Origin of the sequence: Klebsiella sp. WP3-W18-ESBL-02 (assembly GCF_014168815.1) — a bacterium.
GTDB lineage: Bacteria > Pseudomonadota > Gammaproteobacteria > Enterobacterales > Enterobacteriaceae > Kluyvera > Kluyvera ascorbata_B.
On the sequence record NZ_AP021972.1, the window covers coordinates 404,014 to 422,568 of the forward strand.

11 protein-coding genes are annotated in these 18,555 nt (G+C 56.6%); 8 read left to right on the forward strand and 3 right to left on the reverse strand.

Annotation, left to right across the window (positions count from 1 at the left end):
- Position 1: 1 nt before the first annotated feature.
- The 4 genes from glgX to glgP all read left to right on the forward strand — a co-directional run bounded on the left by glgX (position 2) and on the right by glgP (position 7,251).
- Complete coding sequence (gene glgX / locus H7R56_RS01955) at positions 2-1,978, forward strand: glycogen debranching protein GlgX (RefSeq protein ID WP_106925103.1); 1,977 nt, start codon at positions 2-4, stop codon at positions 1,976-1,978.
- 79 nt (positions 1,979-2,057) lie between these two features.
- Complete coding sequence (glgC, locus tag H7R56_RS01960) at positions 2,058-3,353, forward strand: glucose-1-phosphate adenylyltransferase (RefSeq protein ID WP_106925104.1); 1,296 nt, start codon at positions 2,058-2,060, stop codon at positions 3,351-3,353.
- The gene (gene glgA / locus H7R56_RS01965; RefSeq protein ID WP_106925105.1) at positions 3,353-4,786 is read left to right on the forward strand and encodes a glycogen synthase GlgA; all 1,434 of its coding nucleotides are present in this window, start codon (positions 3,353-3,355) and stop codon (positions 4,784-4,786) included. Before glgC ends, glgA begins: the two co-directional genes overlap by 1 nt.
- Before the next feature lie 17 nt (positions 4,787-4,803).
- Positions 4,804-7,251, forward strand: a complete 2,448-nt coding sequence (gene glgP / locus H7R56_RS01970; RefSeq protein ID WP_106925106.1) for a glycogen phosphorylase — start codon at positions 4,804-4,806, stop codon at positions 7,249-7,251.
- A 93-nt stretch (positions 7,252-7,344) separates the two neighbouring features.
- Here glgP and glpD read toward each other — a convergent pair whose 3' ends face one another.
- Positions 7,345-8,853 carry a glycerol-3-phosphate dehydrogenase gene (glpD, locus tag H7R56_RS01975; protein ID WP_106925107.1) on the reverse strand — a complete coding sequence of 503 codons (1,509 nt, stop codon included), beginning with the start codon at positions 8,851-8,853 and terminating at the stop codon, positions 7,345-7,347.
- 202 nt (positions 8,854-9,055) lie between these two features.
- Between glpD and glpE the strand changes: the two genes are divergently transcribed.
- The 3 genes from glpE to H7R56_RS01990 all read left to right on the forward strand — a co-directional run bounded on the left by glpE (position 9,056) and on the right by H7R56_RS01990 (position 11,114).
- Entirely contained in the window at positions 9,056-9,385 is a 330-nt protein-coding gene (gene glpE / locus H7R56_RS01980; protein WP_106925108.1) for a thiosulfate sulfurtransferase GlpE, read from the forward strand.
- A gap of 121 nt (positions 9,386-9,506) precedes the next feature.
- Positions 9,507-10,337, forward strand: coding sequence for a rhomboid family intramembrane serine protease GlpG (glpG, locus tag H7R56_RS01985; protein WP_106925191.1), 831 nt, complete (start codon positions 9,507-9,509; stop codon positions 10,335-10,337).
- A gap of 18 nt (positions 10,338-10,355) precedes the next feature.
- Positions 10,356-11,114: a DeoR/GlpR family transcriptional regulator gene (locus H7R56_RS01990; RefSeq protein ID WP_106925109.1), complete on the forward strand. Its 759-nt coding sequence runs from the start codon at positions 10,356-10,358 to the stop codon at positions 11,112-11,114.
- Between the two features lie 96 nt (positions 11,115-11,210).
- Here the strand turns inward: H7R56_RS01990 and H7R56_RS01995 are convergent, their stop codons facing one another.
- Both H7R56_RS01995 and malT read right to left on the reverse strand, forming a co-directional pair.
- Complete coding sequence (locus H7R56_RS01995) at positions 11,211-12,578, reverse strand: glycoside-pentoside-hexuronide (GPH):cation symporter (protein WP_106925192.1); 1,368 nt, start codon at positions 12,576-12,578, stop codon at positions 11,211-11,213.
- Positions 12,579-12,826: 248 nt separating this feature from the next.
- Entirely contained in the window at positions 12,827-15,532 is a 2,706-nt protein-coding gene (malT, locus tag H7R56_RS02000; protein ID WP_106925110.1) for an HTH-type transcriptional regulator MalT, read from the reverse strand.
- A 622-nt stretch (positions 15,533-16,154) separates the two neighbouring features.
- Between malT and malP the strand changes: the two genes are divergently transcribed.
- Positions 16,155-18,545, forward strand: a complete 2,391-nt coding sequence (gene malP / locus H7R56_RS02005) for a maltodextrin phosphorylase (RefSeq protein WP_106925111.1) — start codon at positions 16,155-16,157, stop codon at positions 18,543-18,545.
- Positions 18,546-18,555 lie beyond the last annotated feature (10 nt).

Sequence of the window (18,555 nt, forward strand, 5' to 3'; positions counted from 1 at the left end):
CATGGGGCCACTCGCTGTAGGCAAACCCGCGCCGTTAGGCGCGCACGCCGATGACAACGGCGTGAACTTCACGCTGTTCTCGGCGCATGCGCAGCGGGTGGAACTGTGCGTGTTTGATGCGCAGGGCAATGAGACGCGTTATGACCTTCCCGCCCGCAGCGGCGACATCTGGCACGGCTATTTGCCCGATGCGCGCCCCGGGCTGCGCTACGGCTATCGGGTCCATGGTCCGTGGGAACCGCAGCAGGGTTACCGGTTTAATCCGGCGAAGCTGCTGCTTGACCCGTGCTGTTATCGCGTTGAGGGCGACCCGGTCGACGATCCGCGCTTTCACGACGGTTACGATGCACCGGATACCCGCGACAGTGCCCCGGTGGCGCCAAAGTCGGTGGTCGTCGATCTGAGCTACGACTGGCAGGATGACGTCGCCCCGCGCACCGCGTGGGGCAAAACGGTTATCTACGAGGCGCATGTGAAAGGTCTGACCCTGCGTCATCCGGGTTTACCGGAAGCGATTCGCGGCACCTATCGTGCGCTCGGCCACCCGGTGATGATTGCCTATTTCAAGCGGCTTGGCATCACCGCGCTGGAGCTACAGCCGGTGGCGCATTTCGCTAACGAGCAGCGCCTGCTGCGTATGGGGTTAAGCAACTACTGGGGCTATAACCCGCTGGCGATGTTTGCGCTGGCGCCGCGTTACGCCAGCGCGCCCGAGCGCGCGCTGGATGAATTTCGCGATGCGGTGAAAGCGCTGCATAAGGCCGGCATCGAAGTGATTCTCGATGTGGTGCTTAACCACAGCGCCGAGCTGGATCTTCACTGTCAGACCTTCTCGCTGCGGGGGATTGATAACCGCAGCTATTATTGGTTGAGAGAAGACGGCGATTACCAAAACTGGACGGGCTGCGGCAACACGCTAAACCTCAGCCACCCGGGCGTTGTTGAGTACGCCCACCAGTGTCTGCGCTTCTGGGTAGACGTTTGCCACGTCGATGGTTTTCGCTTTGATTTAGCCCCGGTGATTGGCCGAACGCCGGGCTATCGCCAGGATGCGCCGTTGTTTAACGCTATCCACGACGATCCCGTGCTGTCTACGGTCAAGCTGATTGCCGAACCGTGGGATATCGGCGAAGGCGGTTATCAGGTGGGGAATTTCCCGCCGGCATTTAGCGAGTGGAACGACCACTTCCGCGATGCGATGCGTCGATTCTGGCTTGAAGAGTCGTTATCGCTGGGGGATTTTGCCCAGCGTTTCGCGGCGTCGAGCGACGTCTTTGCGCATCAGGATCGTCGCCCGCGCGCGGCCGTCAATCTGGTGACTGCGCATGATGGGTTCACCCTGCGCGATTGCGTTAGCTTCAATAACAAGCATAACGACGCTAATGGTGAAGAAAATCGTGACGGAACAAGCAATAACCATAGCAATAATCATGGTATCGAAGGATTGGAAGCAAACCTTGACGTCATGGCGCGTCGGCGAACGAGCGTTCAGGCGCTGTTGACAACGCTGCTGTTATCGCAAGGAACGCCAATGTTGCTGGCCGGTGACGAACACGGTCACAGTCAGCAAGGTAATAATAATGCCTACTGCCAGGACAATTCGTTGACCTGGCTCGATTGGAAAAATGCGGATGATGCGCTGACCGACTTTACCGCCGCCTTAATTCATCTGCGCCAGCAAATTCCGGCCTTAACGGACGACCGCTGGTGGCAGGAGGGAGACGGCAACGTTCAGTGGCTCAATCAGGACGCGCAGCCGCTGTCTGCCGAGGAGTGGCAGCACGGCGCGCGACGGATGCAGATTCTGCTCTCCGATCGTTGGCTGATTACGCTTAATGCAACGCAGGACGCGGCAAACTTGCAGTTACCCGTGGGGGAATGGCGCGCTGTTCCTCCTTTCACCGGCAATGAGGAGCCGGTGGTCATGGCTGTCTGGCATGGGCCCGCGCACGGAGTTTGCGTATTTCAAAGGTCATAGTCTCTGAATTACCCGGAACCCCGCCCTCGGGCGAGGAAACCTAATAACCCGGAAGGACGAGCATCAAAAGGAGTTAATCATGGTTAGGCTAGAAAAGAACGATCCCTTAATGCTGGCTCGCCAGTTACCGATTAAATCCGTCGCGCTGATTCTGGCGGGCGGACGCGGCACGCGGCTGAAGGATCTCACCAATAAACGGGCAAAACCCGCCGTCCACTTTGGCGGTAAATTCCGCATTATCGATTTTGCGTTGTCTAACTGTCTGAACTCCGGGATCCGTCGTATCGGCGTGATTACGCAGTACCAGTCCCATACGCTGGTGCAGCATATCCAGCGCGGCTGGTCATTCTTCAGCGAAGAGATGAACGAATTTGTGGATCTGCTGCCGGCTCAGCAGCGGATGCACGGTGAAAACTGGTATCGCGGCACCGCCGATGCGGTCACGCAGAACCTCGACATTATTCGCCGCTACAAGGCGGAGTATGTGGTGATCCTCGCCGGTGACCACATCTACAAACAAGATTACTCGCGCATGCTGATCGACCACGTCGAAAAAGGCGCGCGCTGCACCGTTGCGTGCATCCCGGTGCCCATTGAAGAGGCAACGGCGTTCGGCGTGATGGCGGTCGATGCGAACGATAAGATTATCGATTTCGTGGAAAAACCGGCTAACCCGCCGGCGATGCCGAGCGACCCGAGCAAGTCTCTGGCGAGCATGGGTATCTATGTCTTTGATGCAGATTACCTTTATGAGCTGCTGGAGCAGGACGACCGCGACGAAAACTCCAGTCACGATTTCGGCAAAGATTTAATTCCAAAAATCACCAAAGCTGGCGCGGCTTATGCACATCCTTTCCCACTGTCCTGCGTGCAGTCTGACCCGGATGCCGAGCCGTACTGGCGTGACGTGGGTACCCTGGAAGCGTACTGGAAGGCGAACCTTGACCTGGCGTCGGTCACTCCAGAGCTGGATATGTATGACCAGCACTGGCCTATCCGTACTCACATGGAGTCGCTACCGCCGGCGAAGTTCGTTCAGGACCGCTCCGGCAGCCACGGTATGACCCTGAACTCGCTGGTGTCCGGCGGCTGTATTATTTCCGGCTCGGTGGTCGTGCAATCGGTGCTGTTCCCCCGCGTACGCGTGAACTCGTTCTGTAACATTGATTCGGCAGTCTTATTGCCGGACGTCTGGGTCGGGCGTTCCTCGCGTCTGCGTCGCTGCGTGATTGACCGGGCCTGCGTGATTCCGGAAGGCATGGTGATTGGTGAGGATGCGGAAGAGGATGCGCGTCGTTTCCACCGCTCAGAAGAGGGAATCGTGCTGGTTACGCGCGAGATGTTGCGGCAGTTGGGGTACAAACAGGAGCGATAATGCAGGTTTTACATGTTTGTTCTGAGATGTTCCCGTTATTAAAAACGGGCGGCCTTGCGGATGTTATCGGCGCGCTGCCGGCGGCACAGATTGCAGAAGGGACCGACGCACGCGTGCTGTTGCCTGCGTTTCCGGACATTCGCCGTGGGATTACCGATGCCAAAGTCGTTACCCGTCGCGAGACTTTTGCCGGGCGCATGACGCTGCTGTTCGGCCATTATAACGGCGTTGGCATTTACCTGATTGATGCGCCGCATCTCTACGATCGTCCAGGGAGCCCGTACCACGACACCAACATGAACGCCTATGCCGATAACGTGAAGCGTTTCGCTCTGCTGGGTTGGGTGGGCAGTGAAATGGCCAGCGGGCTGGATCCGTTCTGGCGTCCGGAGGTTGTGCATGCCCATGACTGGCATGCGGGCCTGGTACCGGCGTATCTGGCGGCCCGCGGCCGTCCGGCGAAGTCGGTATTTACGGTGCATAACCTGGCGTATCAGGGCCTGTTTTATGCCCATCATATGAGTGAAATTCAGCTGCCGGGCGAGTTTTTCAACATGCACGGGTTGGAGTTCCACGGGCAGATTTCATTCCTGAAGGCCGGGTTGTTCTACGCGGATCACATCACCGCCGTCAGCCCGACCTACGCGCGTGAGATAACCGAGCCGCAGTATGCCTACGGCATGGAAGGCCTGCTGCGTCAGCGGCATAAAGAGGGCCGTCTGTCGGGTATTCTCAACGGCGTGGATGATAACGTCTGGAGTCCGGAAAAGGACATGCTGCTGCCAGCGAGCTATTCTCGCGATACGCTAGAGAAGAAGGCGGAGAACAAACGGCAGCTGCAAATCGCCATGGGTCTGAAGGTGGACGAGAGCGCACCATTGTTTGCCGTGGTGAGCCGCCTGACCAGCCAGAAAGGGCTGGACCTGGTGCTGGAAGCTCTGCCAGGCCTGCTGGAGCAGGGCGGTCAGCTGGCGCTGCTGGGTGCAGGTGACCCGGTGCTGCAGGAAGGTTTCCTTGCCGCCGCCGCCGAGCATCCGGGGCAGGTTGGGGTACAAATTGGCTACCATGAAGCGTTTTCGCACCGCATTATCGGCGGCGCTGACGTCATCCTGGTGCCGAGCCGCTTTGAGCCGTGTGGCTTAACGCAGCTCTACGGCCTGAAGTACGGCACGCTGCCGCTGGTTCGCCGCACCGGCGGCCTGGCGGATACCGTTGCCGACAGTTCGCTGGAAAATCTGGCCGACGGTATCGCCAGCGGTTTTGTTTTTGAGGACAGCAACGCCTGGTCGCTGCTCAGAGCTATCCGCCGTGCCTTCGTATTATGGTCTCGTCCTTCGCTCTGGCGCTACGTTCAGCGCCAGGCGATGAATATGGATTTTAGCTGGCAGGTCGCTGCGCACGCTTATCGTGAGCTTTATCAACGCCTGATTTAACTACGGGGATCTTAGTTATGAATGCACCCTTTACGTATGCATCACCGACCCTCAGCGTTGAGGCACTGAAGCACTCTATTGCCTATAAGCTGATGTTCATCATCGGGAAAGATCCCGCTATCGCCAACAAACACGAGTGGCTGAACGCCACGCTGTTTGCCATTCGCGATCGTCTGGTCGAGCGTTGGCTGCGTTCTAACCGCGCCCAGCTTTCCCAGGAAACGCGGCAGGTGTACTACCTGTCGATGGAGTTTCTGATTGGCCGCACCCTTTCCAATGCGCTGTTGTCGTTGGGTCTGTATGACGACGTAAAAAACGCGCTGGAAGAGATGGGGCTGGACCTCGAAGAGTTGATTGACGAAGAGAATGACCCCGGGCTGGGCAACGGCGGCTTAGGCCGTCTGGCGGCCTGCTTCCTGGATTCGCTGGCGACGCTGGCGCTGCCTGGCCGTGGCTACGGCATTCGCTACGACTACGGCATGTTCAAGCAGAACATTGTCGAAGGCCGCCAGAAAGAGTCGCCGGACTACTGGCTGGAGTATGGCAACCCGTGGGAATTCCCGCGCCACAACACGCGCTACAAGGTGCGCTTCGGCGGCCGCGTCCAGATGGAAGGCAAAACCAGCCGCTGGCTGGAAACCGAGGAGATCCTCGCGGTTGCTTACGATCAAATTATTCCTGGCTATGACACCGATGCCACAAACACGCTGCGCCTGTGGAATGCGCAGGCCAGTAGCGAAATCAACCTGGGTAAATTTAACCAGGGCGATTACTTCGCTGCGGTAGAAGATAAAAACCACTCTGAGAACGTATCCCGCGTGCTGTATCCGGATGACTCCACCTATTCCGGGCGCGAGCTGCGCCTGCGTCAGGAGTACTTCCTGGTTTCCGCGACGGTGCAGGATATTTTAAACCGCCACTACATGTTGCATAAAACCTATGACAACCTGGCGGACAAAATCGCTATTCACCTGAACGACACCCACCCGGTGCTGTCCATTCCCGAGCTGATGCGCCTGCTGATTGACGAGCATAAGTTCAGCTGGGATGAAGCGTTTACCGTGACTTGCCAGGTCTTCTCTTATACCAACCACACGTTGATGAGCGAAGCGCTGGAAACCTGGCCGGTCGATATGCTGGGCAAAATCTTGCCGCGTCACCTGCAGATTATCTTCGAGATTAACGACTACTTCCTGAAGACATTACAGGAGCAGTATCCGAACGATACCGGCCTGCTGAGCCGCACTTCCATTATTGACGAGTCCAACGGTCGCCGCGTGCGTATGGCGTGGCTGGCAGTGGTGGTGAGCAAGAAGGTGAACGGCGTTTCTGAACTGCACTCTAACCTGATGGTGCAGTCGCTGTTTGCCGACTTTGCCAACATCTTCCCGATGCGCTTTATCAACGTCACCAACGGCGTAACGCCGCGTCGTTGGCTGGCGCTGGCGAACCCGGCGCTCTCTGAGGTGCTGGATGACAACATTGGCAAGACCTGGCGCTCCGACCTCAGTCAGCTGAGCGAGCTGGAGCAGCACATTGATTATCCGAAGGTGAATCAGGCGGTACAGCGCGCCAAGCTGGAGAATAAAAAGCGTCTTGCGGCCTTTATTGGTCAGAATCTTAACGTGGTGGTCAACCCGCACGCGCTGTTTGACGTGCAGATTAAGCGTATTCACGAGTACAAGCGTCAGCTGATGAACGTGCTGCACGTCATCACCCGCTATAACCGCATCAAAGCCGATCCGGACGTGAAGTGGGTGCCGCGCGTGAATATCTTCGCCGGGAAGGCGGCTTCGGCCTACTACATGGCGAAGCACATCATTCACCTGATCAACGATGTGGCGGACGTGATCAACAACGATCCGCAAATTGGCGATAAGCTCAAAGTGGTGTTTATCCCCAACTACAGCGTGAGCCTGGCGCAGATGATCATTCCTGCGGCGGATCTCTCCGAGCAGATCTCACTGGCGGGGACCGAAGCTTCCGGCACCAGTAACATGAAGTTTGCGCTTAACGGTGCGCTCACTATCGGTACGCTGGATGGCGCGAACGTTGAAATGCAGGAGCACGTGGGCGCGGATAACTTCTTTATTTTCGGCAACACCGCAGAAGAAGTGGAGGCGCTGCGCCGCAAGGGCTATAGCCCGCGCGACTACTACGAGCAGGACGCCGAGCTGCGTCAGGTGCTGACGCAAATCGCCACCGGTGTATTCAGTCCGGGCGAGCCGGGTCGCTACCGCGATCTGGTGGATTCGCTGATCAACTTTGGCGACCATTACCAGGTGCTGGCTGACTATCGTAGCTACGTCGATTGCCAGGATAAGGTTGATGAGCTGTACCAGGAGCCGGATGAGTGGTCCACCAAAGCGATGCACAACATCGCCAACATGGGCTACTTCTCTTCCGACCGTACGATCAAAGAGTATGCCGAGCATATCTGGTATATCGAGCCGGTCAGGCTGTAAAACAACAATGGGGCCGGATGGCCCCATTTTTTTCCTTCGCCCGTGCATGCCTGATAAGCACAGCGCTATCAGGCATGACGCGGCGCGATCGTATTACGACGCCTGCGCCAGCTCAGGCTTTCCCAGCGTTTTCACCAGCCATTCACTTATCCGCGACTGCTGCTCCGCATTCAGCCACATCCCCTGTTTGGTACGGCGCCAGATGGCGTCATCGAGCCTGCGTACCCACTCATGTTCGACCAGATACCGCAGCTCGGCTTCGTAAAACTCATGGCCGAAATCGTCGCCCAGCCCGGTAACGTCGCGAGCATCGCCAATAATCAGCTCGCTATTGCTGCCGTAGGTTCGGGCGTAGTGGCGGGCCAGCGATTCGCTGATAAACGGATAGCGGCGGCGCAGTTTCGCTGCGTAGTCATCGCGATCGCCGCCGATCTCGCCACCCGGCAGCACTGCGCCTTTGGTCCACGCCGGGCCGATGCCCTGATAGTATGGGGACAGTTTTTCCAGTGCGTGCTCCGCCAGCTTGCGGTAGGTGGTGAGCTTACCGCCAAAGACGGAAAGCAGGGGGGCTTTACCGTGGTCGTCGTGGATATCCAGCGTGTAGTCGCGGGTAATCGCCTGCGGTGAATCAGACTCGTCGTCGCACAGCGGGCGTACGCCGGAGTATGTCCAGACGATGTCTTCGCGGGCCAGCTGCTTTTTAAAGTGACCGTTGTACACCTTCAGCAGATAGTTAATCTCGCTTTCGTCGATCTCAACGTTTTTCGGGTCGCCGTGGTATTCCACGTCGGTGGTACCGATGATTGAGAATTCATCCATCCACGGGATCACGAACACGATGCGCTTATCTTCGTTTTGCAGAATGTAGGCCTGCTTTTGTGTATGCACGCGTGGCACGACAATATGGCTGCCTTTGATCAGGCGAATGCCATACGGCGAAGGCAGATGCATGCCGTCGTCGAAGAACTGTTTTACCCACGGGCCGGTAGCGTTGACCAGACCGCGCGCCTGCCAGCGGAATTTTTCACCGCTGTCGATATCTTCCGCTTCCACAACCCAAAGGCCATTTTCACGTTTTGCCGAGATAGCACGAGTGCGGGTCCGGACTTCACCGCCTTTCTGCACCACCATCTGCGCGTTAGCCAGCACCAGCCGCGCGTCGTCGACCCAGCAGTCTGAATATTCGAAACCGCGCACAATTTCCGACTTCAGGACCGATTCTGCGCCAAAACGCAAGCCGGTAGAGGCGGGAAGGCTGGTGCGTTTACCGAGGTGATCGTACATAAACAGGCCGGTACGAATCATCCACGCCGGGCGCAAATGCGGGCGGTGCGGCAGCCTGAAGCGCATCGGGATGGCGATATGGGGGGCCATTTTCAGCAGTACTTCGCGTTCGGCCAGCGCTTCGCTGACCAGGCGGAATTCGTAATGTTCAAGGTAGCGCAGACCGCCGTGGATCAGTTTCGAGCTGGCGCTGGACGTGGCGCAGGCCAGGTCCCTGGCTTCCAGCATCAGCACGGATAGCCCGCGCCCTGCTGCGTCAGCCGCAATGCCTGCACCGTTAATGCCGCCACCTATCACAATCAGATCTTTGGTTTCCATTATTGCTACCTCAGGGACTTTCGTTATAGCTCATTAATGTTCGATATCGCTCATAATAGCAAGTAAACGCGCTTTTGGTAACATAGAAAAAACATTTTAGAGTGATGTGCATAACATATTGGCGTTTACGTGGCCTGAGGACGTACACTTGGCGATAAAATGTCGTGAGCCACAATACCTGCCATAAAGATAAGAGAGCACCATGGAACAGTTTGAATGCATTAACGTAGAACAGGCACACCAAAAGCTGCAGCAGAGTGCCGCTGTGCTGGTGGATATTCGCGATCCGCAAAGCTTCGCGATGGGCCACACCCCGGGCGCGTTTCATCTGACGAACGACACGCTGGGCGCGTTTATGCGCGATAACGATTTTGAAACGCCGGTCATGGTGATGTGCTATCACGGTAACAGCAGTAAAGGTGCCGCGCAGTACCTGCTCCAGCAGGGCTATGACCAGGTTTACAGCGTGGACGGCGGCTTTGATGCCTGGCACCGCCATTTCCCGGCAGAAGTGGAACACGCCGCTTTCTAAGACAGCGCCAGCACCCGTTCCCGATGCCGCCTGTCGTCAGGCGGCAATGCGCGCTGCAACGCATCTGTCAGGGTTTGGGTATATACTGTCCCCTTTTGTTTGGAATAGAAGCGACCTGCTGATGTTGATGATCACCTCTTTTACTAACCCGCGCGTGGCCCAGGCCTTTGTTGACTACATGGCGACGCAGGGCGTTATTCTGACTATCCAGCAGCATACGCGCAGCGATGTCTGGCTTTCTGATGAAGCGCAGGAAGCGCGCGTCCGTAGCGAGCTGGAACGCTTTCTCGCCAATCCTGCCGACCCGCGTTATCTGGCGGCGAGCTGGCAGTCCGGGCAGACCAACAGCGGTTTGCACTACCGTCATTTCCCGTTTCTCGCCACGCTAAAAGCGGGCGCAGGGCCGGTGACGATGGTTATCATGGCAGTCTGCGTGCTGGTCTTTATTCTGATGAACATCGTGGGCGATCAGCCAGTGATGATCTGGCTTGCCTGGCCGTACGATGATTCGCTGAAATTTGAGGCCTGGCGCTATTTTACTCATGCTTTCATGCATTTCTCATTCGTCCATATCCTCTTTAACCTGCTATGGTGGTGGTACCTGGGCGGGGCAATCGAGAAACGCATCGGTAGCGGTAAACTGGTGGTGATTACCATCATCAGCGCGCTGCTCAGTGGCTTTATTCAGCACCAGTTTAGCGGTCCGTGGTTCGGCGGCCTCTCCGGCGTGGTTTACGCCCTAATGGGCTATGCCTGGCTGCGCGGCGAACGCGATCCGCAGAGCGGCATTTATCTGCCGCGTGGGCTGATTATATTTTCTCTGATCTGGCTTGTTGCCGGGTGGTTCAACGTTTTTGGAATGTCGATTGCGAACGGCGCTCACGTCACCGGTTTGGTGATTGGTCTGGCTATGGCCTTCGTCGATACGCTAAATGTGCGAAAGCGAGCATAATTTTTCCAGGGATTCATCATGAAACAAACACAACGTCATGACGCGATAATCGAGCTGGTAAAACTTCAGGGCTATGTCAGTACCGAAGAGCTGGTGGAACACTTTTCCGTTAGCCCGCAGACCATTCGTCGTGATTTGAATGACCTTGCGGAGCAGAAAAAGATCCTGCGCCATCACGGTGGCGCGGCGCTGCCGTCGAGCTCGGTAAACGCCTCCTGGCACGACCGTAAGGCGACGCAGACGGCGGAAAAAGAGCGCATCGCCCAAAAGGTCGCCAGCCAGATTCCCAACGGCTCAGCGCTGTTTATCGATATTGGCACTACGCCGGAGGCGGTGGCTCACGCGCTGCTCAATCACAGCGACCTGCGCATCGTGACCAATAATCTCAACGTGGCCAACACGCTGATGGTGAAAGAAGACTTTCGCATTATTCTCGCCGGTGGTGAGCTGCGAAGCCGCGATGGCGGCATCATTGGTGAGGCCACGCTGGACTTCATTTCTCAGTTCCGCCTCGATTTCGGCATTCTGGGCATCAGCGGCATCGACAGCGACGGCTCGCTGCTGGAGTTTGACTACCATGAGGTGCGCACCAAGCGCGCGATTATCGATAACTCTCGTCACGTGATTCTGGTCGTCGACCATTCGAAGTTTGGCCGGAACGCCATGGTCAATATGGGCAGCATCAGCATGGTAGATGCGGTGTTTACCGACGTTCTGCCGCCGCCGGGCGTGATGCAGGTGATTGCCGAAAATGAAGTGCAGCTGGAACTCTGTTAAGGGGGATCCGGCCAATTTTACTGGCGGGAAAAAGCAATGCCCCTCAGCCTTCAAAAGGGAGAGGGGCATTCCGCGCGAATACTGCTGTTCCGGGGGTTATGACATCTGCTGCTGGAATTTACCCTGACTCAGATCGGAGACGATGACGTTCATGCGGTCTTCGGTCAGCCGATAGTAGCGGATAGAAATGGCCGTAATCAGATAGAAGATGGCCGGCAGCACCGTAAACAGTATGAGCACGCCGCGAATGGCTTCTGCGGACTGCTGCTCAACCCCCGCCTGATAACCGTAAAATGCCAGCCCCCAACCGGTCAGCGCGCCGCCGATTGCAACGCCGAGTTTGATAATAAAGATGTTTGCCGCGACGTTCATGCCGGTAATACGGCGCTGGGTTTTCCACTCGCCGTAGTTATTGGCGTCGGTAATCATCGACCACTGCAGCGGGGCGTTAATCCCCTGCAAAATATTCAGTATCACGTGGACGATAAACGCGGGCATCCAATAATCGGTTGGCAGCACCAGGAACAGCAATCCGAATAGTGCACTGAGAATATTCACCCACACCGAGGCGCGAATTTTACAGAACCATGAGCCCACATGTTTTGCCGCCAGGCTGCCGATCACGGCAGCAACGGTCGTCGCCAGCATAAACAGAGAAATAACGCTGCTGCCCTGTTGCAGAATATACTGTACGAAATACACCAGCAGGCCGCCGCGAACCACCACGCCGCATAGCATCGCCAGGTTATATATCGACAGTACGCACCACTGGTCGTTTTTCATCAGAATACGCACGTCGCGCAAAATGTTCAGGTTCTCTTCTTTCACCGGCGTAATACGCTCTTTGGTGGTGGCAAAGCAGATCAGGAACATCACGCAGCCGATGGCGCCGAATATCCCCATCGCCCACTGCATGCCGCTTGCCCGGTCTCCCGGCGCAAGCAGGTCTGCCAGCGGCAGAATCAGGGCGGTACCCATTGCGCCGCCAATAGGGGCGACGGCAAAACGCCAGGATTGCAGCGACAGGTTCTCTTTCGGATCGGCGGTTATCGCCGCGCCAAGCGAGCAGTAAGGAATATTAATCGCCGTGTACATCAGGGTCATAAAAATATAGGCCACGACGGCGTAGACAATTTTACCCGTTTGCTCAAAGTTAGGCGTGGAATAAACCAGCACGCAGCTTACGGCAAACGGTACACAAATAATTAATAGCCACGGGCGGAAGCGACCCCAGCGACTTTTGGTTTGATCGGCAATAGCGCCCATTATTGGATCGGTAATGGCATCCAGCACCCTGACGACGAGAAATAATGTCCCCATGACTGCCGGTGGTAATCCATAAATATTGGTATAGAAATAAGCGAGAATAGCGACAGAGGAGTCAAATACGATATGGCTGGCGGCGTCGCCCAGACCAAATCCAAACTTTTCCTTGTTACTGATTTTTGCGGTTAATGCCGACATAGGGTCACCTTTTATAATATGTGCCAACATACGACATCCTTTATAAAAGGTGGCTATGAACCTGAGTATTCTAATTTTTCACTTTGCGGTTATGTTAATTCTTTAATGTGACGTGGCTATCTCTTTGCTCTCTGGCGCGTGCAACGCCGGATAGCGCTTCGTTTATCCGGCCTGCCAAAAGGGGGTGTTTAATATCGAACCCGCGCTTGGTATAGGCCGGATAAGGCGCAGCCGCCGTCCGGCACAAACTACACGCCATACCCCATCATCTTCAGCAGCTGCTGTGCGTGCTGCACCGCATCCTGACGGTGTGCCACGCCGAGCTTCTGATAAAGGTTACGAATATGGGTTTTGATGGTCGTAGCCGCAACGTCCAGCTCGCCGGCAATTTGCTCGTTGCTGTAGCCCGAGTAAATCAACCCCAGTACCTGCCACTCGCGCTGGGTGAGTGGGCTGGTGCGGATGAGCTCCGGCACTTCCGGGTGGTTGAGCAAGCGTTCAACGAAGCTCTCGTCGAAGTGGGCAAATTTATGACGATGGTGCTGGTTAATTTCACGCAGAATGCGCTGGGCGCGGTGCTGGTCCAGCTCCGGCAGCGTATTCAATTGAATCAGCTGGCGCAGCTGCTGCGCCATGGCTTCACCTTCAATCACGAAGTGGCTAATAAACCCGGTGCGGTTCGCCAGCTGGAGCGCTTCCAGCAGTACGCGCTGAGCTTCGTTCTTATTGCCTGCCTGCCAGTGCAGCTGATTAAGCAGCAGCAGGTTACGGTTGAGATCGCTCATCAGACGCAGGCTTCGGGCGTTCTCGTTGAGCTCTTCGAGCACCATTTCGGCCGAGTTGAACTCGCCCAGCAGAATCTGCGCGCGAGCGATGTTGCGCCACTGTCCCTGCAGGAAGTGGTTATTGGCGAACTCCGGCTTCGGCGTGTGGCGCAGCCAGTTGGCCGCCGCTTTTTTGTCGCCGACCATCTGCCAGTAAATCACCCGTACCTTATCAGCGTTAGAAACCCAGTCGCTGTGATAGGCTCCGTTGCCCAGCAGGTTTTCCAGACGGTTCAGGTGATTGCGGGCGTTATCCAGATCGCCGCGCGCCAGCGAGCACTGCACCTGTAAGGTCAGGCACTGCAGCTGCTGTTGCGGCTGGAAGCCGCTCAGGACTTCAATCCCGGTGCGGGCGGCGGTTTCCGCTTCGTCGAGACGCGCCCACGCCCACAGCAGCTGTGCGCGAATGCGCAGCAGGAATTCATGCATCGGCAGTTGTTCAAGGTGTTGCTCGTGAATCAGCTGGAAGCCTTTCTCCTGGCACTCCCAGGCGGCCTGCAGGAAACCCTGAGCAAACAGAATTTCACTCTGCTGGATAAGGCTCCACAGGGCGTAGTGCCAGATATCGTGGCGGCGCGCCATTTGTTCAGTCTGCTGCATGACGGCAATCGACTGGCTCAGCAGCCCTTTGCAGTGCAGGACCTCACCGTGCACCGAGGTGGCGACGATGCGGCTGTAGAAGTTTGCCAGCGGCAGCTCTTCGAGCGCCACGGTGGACAGGCGCTCGGCTTCATCCTGATCGCCGTCGTTGATGGCAACCTGCGCCCGCAGCGCGTTGAAATCACCGTGCAGCGAAGTGTCCATCTCAAACGTCATCTCCTGCTCGGCGCGAGCCAGCAGGGTGTTGACTTCACTGTAACGGTGCTGGCTTTGCATCAGCCAGGCCTGCAGCAGGACCAGGCGCGGATTTTCCAGCAGGCTTTCCCACGGTAGCGCGGAGAGTGACTCTTCGAGCAGCGCCAGTTCGCTATGATGGAACAGACCCCAGGCGTGGTTAAGCAGAATATCGCGCAGCATTTTCGGATCGCCTGCCGCCAGCGCGTGGTGGATGGCTTCGCTCGGAAAACCTTGCGCCATCCAGCTTTCCGCCGCCGCGCGGTGGATTTCCGGCAGTTCGGTCGCCAGCTCCCACTGGCAGCGCTGGCGCAGGAAACTGCAGAACAGCGGATGGTAGTTAAACCACTCGCTGGAGTTGTCCATGCGCTGAATAAACAGCCCCTGACGCTCGATCTCTTCCAGGCGCATTTGCCCGTTCTCTTCGCCGGTTACGCGGGCGATGAGCGAGTCGTTCATGGAACGTAGCAGCGAACTTTTCAGCAGGAAATTACGCGTTTGCGCGTCGACGTTGTCCAGCACTTCATCAACCAGATAATCGGAAAGATGGCTGGCGTTAATGCCCGCCAGACGGCGCGCAGAGTGCTGGGTCGCGTTATTACGCTGGCGTGCGGATAGCGCGATCAGCTGCAGCGCGGTAGCCCAGCCGGCGACGTCATCGCACAGGCGACTGCTTTCTGCCGCTTCAATCGGCGCGGCCAGACGGCAGTCGAAGAATTGTTTGGTCTCGGCGTGCGTAAAGGAGAGCTGCTGGCTGCCAATTTCCAGTAGCTGATCGCGCACGCGCAGGTTGGCGATGCCCAACTGCGGCAGGTTGCGCGATAGCACCACCAGCGTCAGATTTTCCGGCTGATGGCGCAGGAAGAAGCGCATCGCATCGTGGATCACCGGGTTGGTAATCAGGTGGTAGTCATCAATGACCAGATAGAGCGGACGCTGCCATTCGCTGAGTTCAATGAAAAGTTGCGAGAAAAGGGAGCTCAGGCTCGCATACTGGCGCTTTTGCACCATGTTTTCGCTCGCCTCGCAATGGCCGCCCGTCGCCTGCTGGATAGCGGCGATCAGGTAGCTGGCAAAGCGTTCCTGCTGGTTATCGCCTTCATCAAGCGAATACCAGCCAAGGTCACTCATCCCTGCAGCCCATTGCGACACGAGCGTTGTCTTTCCATAGCCAGCCGGACTGGTTATCAGCGCCAGACGATAATTGTTCGCGCCTGAAAGTTTCGCCAGCAGCCGCTCGCGAACCACGGTGTGTTCGAGACGGACGGGTCGACTTAATTTTGACGGAATCAACATAGCTAATCACTTCACTGTGAGGATTGGAAAACGAGATTTTTTTTGCGCTTCGTAATTAATCCTTACAAAGGTCGGTCAAATAGCTATGTATTGCAAGTTATGTCCTGTTTTGATGCTTGCGAATTTGCTATATGTCACAATTTCTCATATTCCCTCCCCACTACGTATTAGGCCCCGTAGGGTGCGTAAAATCTAGGTTTCGCAGGGTCATCTGCTTACGAACGAAATAAATTTACGCAGTTTTACGTCATTAATCGCATTTAAGAAATTTCTTGCATGGTCATTTTCCATAGAAACAATACGTATTAATTTGTTGCTTATTTTCGAAGGGTAATTGTTTCCCTATTTACATATTTATCGCGGAACATGATTTCATTTTTTGACCTGGCGCGGAGAATCGGCGGCCATCATCCTCGAGACTGTGGACAGCAAAAGGACCGTCTCATGCTGGTTGAAAAATGCGCGAATTCGCCGTCAGCGGCTAACGTTATAGTGGCGGCGATCACACTTTTCGCTCATCCCTGCGACTCCTCCCCGCCTAATCCAGGACAGGAGGAGGAAGTCATGCATTCAGCCAGGCACACTACCGCTAATGTTTATGTAAAAAGGATTCGATTTCGCTATGTCACAGCCTACTTTCAATCACGATTCATTCCAGGCTGCCCTGACGCGTCAGTGGCAGCGTTTTGGCCTGCAGGCCGCTTCCGAAATGACGTCTCATCAATGGTGGCAGGCTGTGAGCGGCGCGCTGGCAGAACAGCTGTCGGCGCAACCGGCAGCGAAGCCCGCGAAGGATCAGCGCCACGTGAACTACATTTCGATGGAGTTTCTGATTGGGCGCCTGACCGGCAACAACCTGCTTAACCTGGGCTGGTATGAAGGCGTGAGCGAGGCGCTGAAAGCCTACAACATCAACCTGACCGACCTGCTGGAAGAAGAAACGGACCCGGCGCTCGGCAACGGCGGCCTGGGACGTCTGGCTGCCTGCTTCCTTGACTCAATGGCGACCGTAGGCCAATCGGCCACCGGTTATGGTCTGAACTACCAGTACGGTCTGTTCCGCCAGTCCTTCGATGACGGCCACCAGATGGAAGCGCCGGACGACTGGCAGCGCGGCAGCTATCCGTGGTTCCGCCACAACGCGGCGCTCGACGTGCAGGTCGAGATTGGCGGTAAAGTTGTCAAAGGCGAATGGCAGCCAGCGTTCACCCTCACCGGTGAAGCGTGGGATCTGCCGGTACTGGGCTACCGAAATGGCGTAGCGCAGCCGCTGCGTTTGTGGCAGGCCAAACACGCGCACCCGTTTAACCTGACTAAATTCAACGACGGCGATTTCCTGCGCGCTGAGCAGCAGGGCATTGATGCGGAAAAACTGACGAAGGTGCTGTACCCGAACGACAACCACACCGCGGGTAAAAAACTGCGTCTGATGCAGCAGTACTTCCAGTGCGCCTGCTCGGTAGCCGACATTCTGCGTCGCCATCATCTGGCGGGCCGCAAGCTGCACGAGCTGGCAGATTTTGAAGTGATTCAGCTTAACGACACCCACCCGACGATTGCTATTCCCGAACTGCTGCGCGTGCTGATTGACGAGCACCAGATGAGCTGGGATGACGCCTGGGCGATTACCAGCAAAACGTTCGCCTACACCAACCACACCCTGATGCCGGAAGCGCTGGAGTGCTGGGATGAGAAACTGGTGAAGGCGCTGCTGCCGCGTCATATGCAGATTATCAAAGAGATCAACGACCGCTTTAAGAAGCTGGTAGATAAAACCTGGCCGGGCGATGAAGCCGTCTGGGCGAAGCTTGCCGTGGTGCACAATAAACAGGTGCGTATGGCCAACATGTGCGTCGTGAGCGGCTTTGCGGTTAACGGCGTCGCGGCGCTGCACTCTGACCTGGTCGTGAAGGACCTGTTCCCGGAATACCATCAGCTGTGGCCGAACCGCTTCCACAACGTGACCAACGGCATTACGCCGCGTCGCTGGATTAAACAGTGCAACCCGCAGCTCGCCGCGCTGCTGGATAAAACGCTGAAGAAAGAGTGGGCGAACGATCTCGATCAGCTGATCAACCTCGAAAAATACGCCGACGACGCGAAATTCCGTCAGCAGTATCGCGACATCAAGCTGGCAAACAAAGAGCGTCTTGTGAAGTTTATTAAGGCGCGTACCGGCATTGAGATTTCCAGCAACGCCATTTTTGATATTCAAATCAAACGTCTGCACGAGTACAAACGCCAGCACCTGAACCTGCTGCACATCCTCGCGCTGTACAAAGAGATTCGCGAAAACCCGCAGACCGACCGCGTACCGCGCGTGTTCCTGTTCGGGGCGAAGGCGGCGCCGGGCTACTATCTGGCGAAGAACATTATCCTGGCGATTAACAAGGTCGCTGAGGCCGTAAACAACGATCCGAAAGTGGGCGACAAGCTCAAAGTGGTATTCCTGCCGGATTACTGCGTATCGGCGGCCGAGATGCTGATCCCGGCGGCGGACGTGTCCGAGCAGATCTCTACTGCCGGTAAAGAAGCCTCCGGCACCGGCAACATGAAGCTGGCGCTCAACGGCGCGCTGACCGTCGGTACCCTGGATGGTGCGAACGTGGAAATCGCCGAGAAAGTGGGCGACGAGAACATCTTCATCTTCGGTCATACCGTCGAGCAGGTGAAAGCGCTCAAGGCCAAAGGCTACGATCCGCTGAAATGGCGTAAAGCCGACAAACTGCTGGACGCAGTGCTCAAAGAGCTGGAGAGCGGCAAGTACAGCGATGGCGACAAGCATACGTTTGACCAGATGCTGCACAGCATCGGCAAGGAAGGCGGTGACCCGTATCTGGTGATGGCCGACTTCGCCGCCTATGTTGAAGCGCAGAAACAGGTTGACGTGCTCTACCGCGACCAGGAAGCCTGGACCCGCGCCGCCATCCTGAACACCGCGCGCTGCGGCATGTTTAGCTCCGATCGCTCGATTCGCGATTACCAAAAACGTATCTGGCAGGCAAAACGCTAAGGACTGGCCT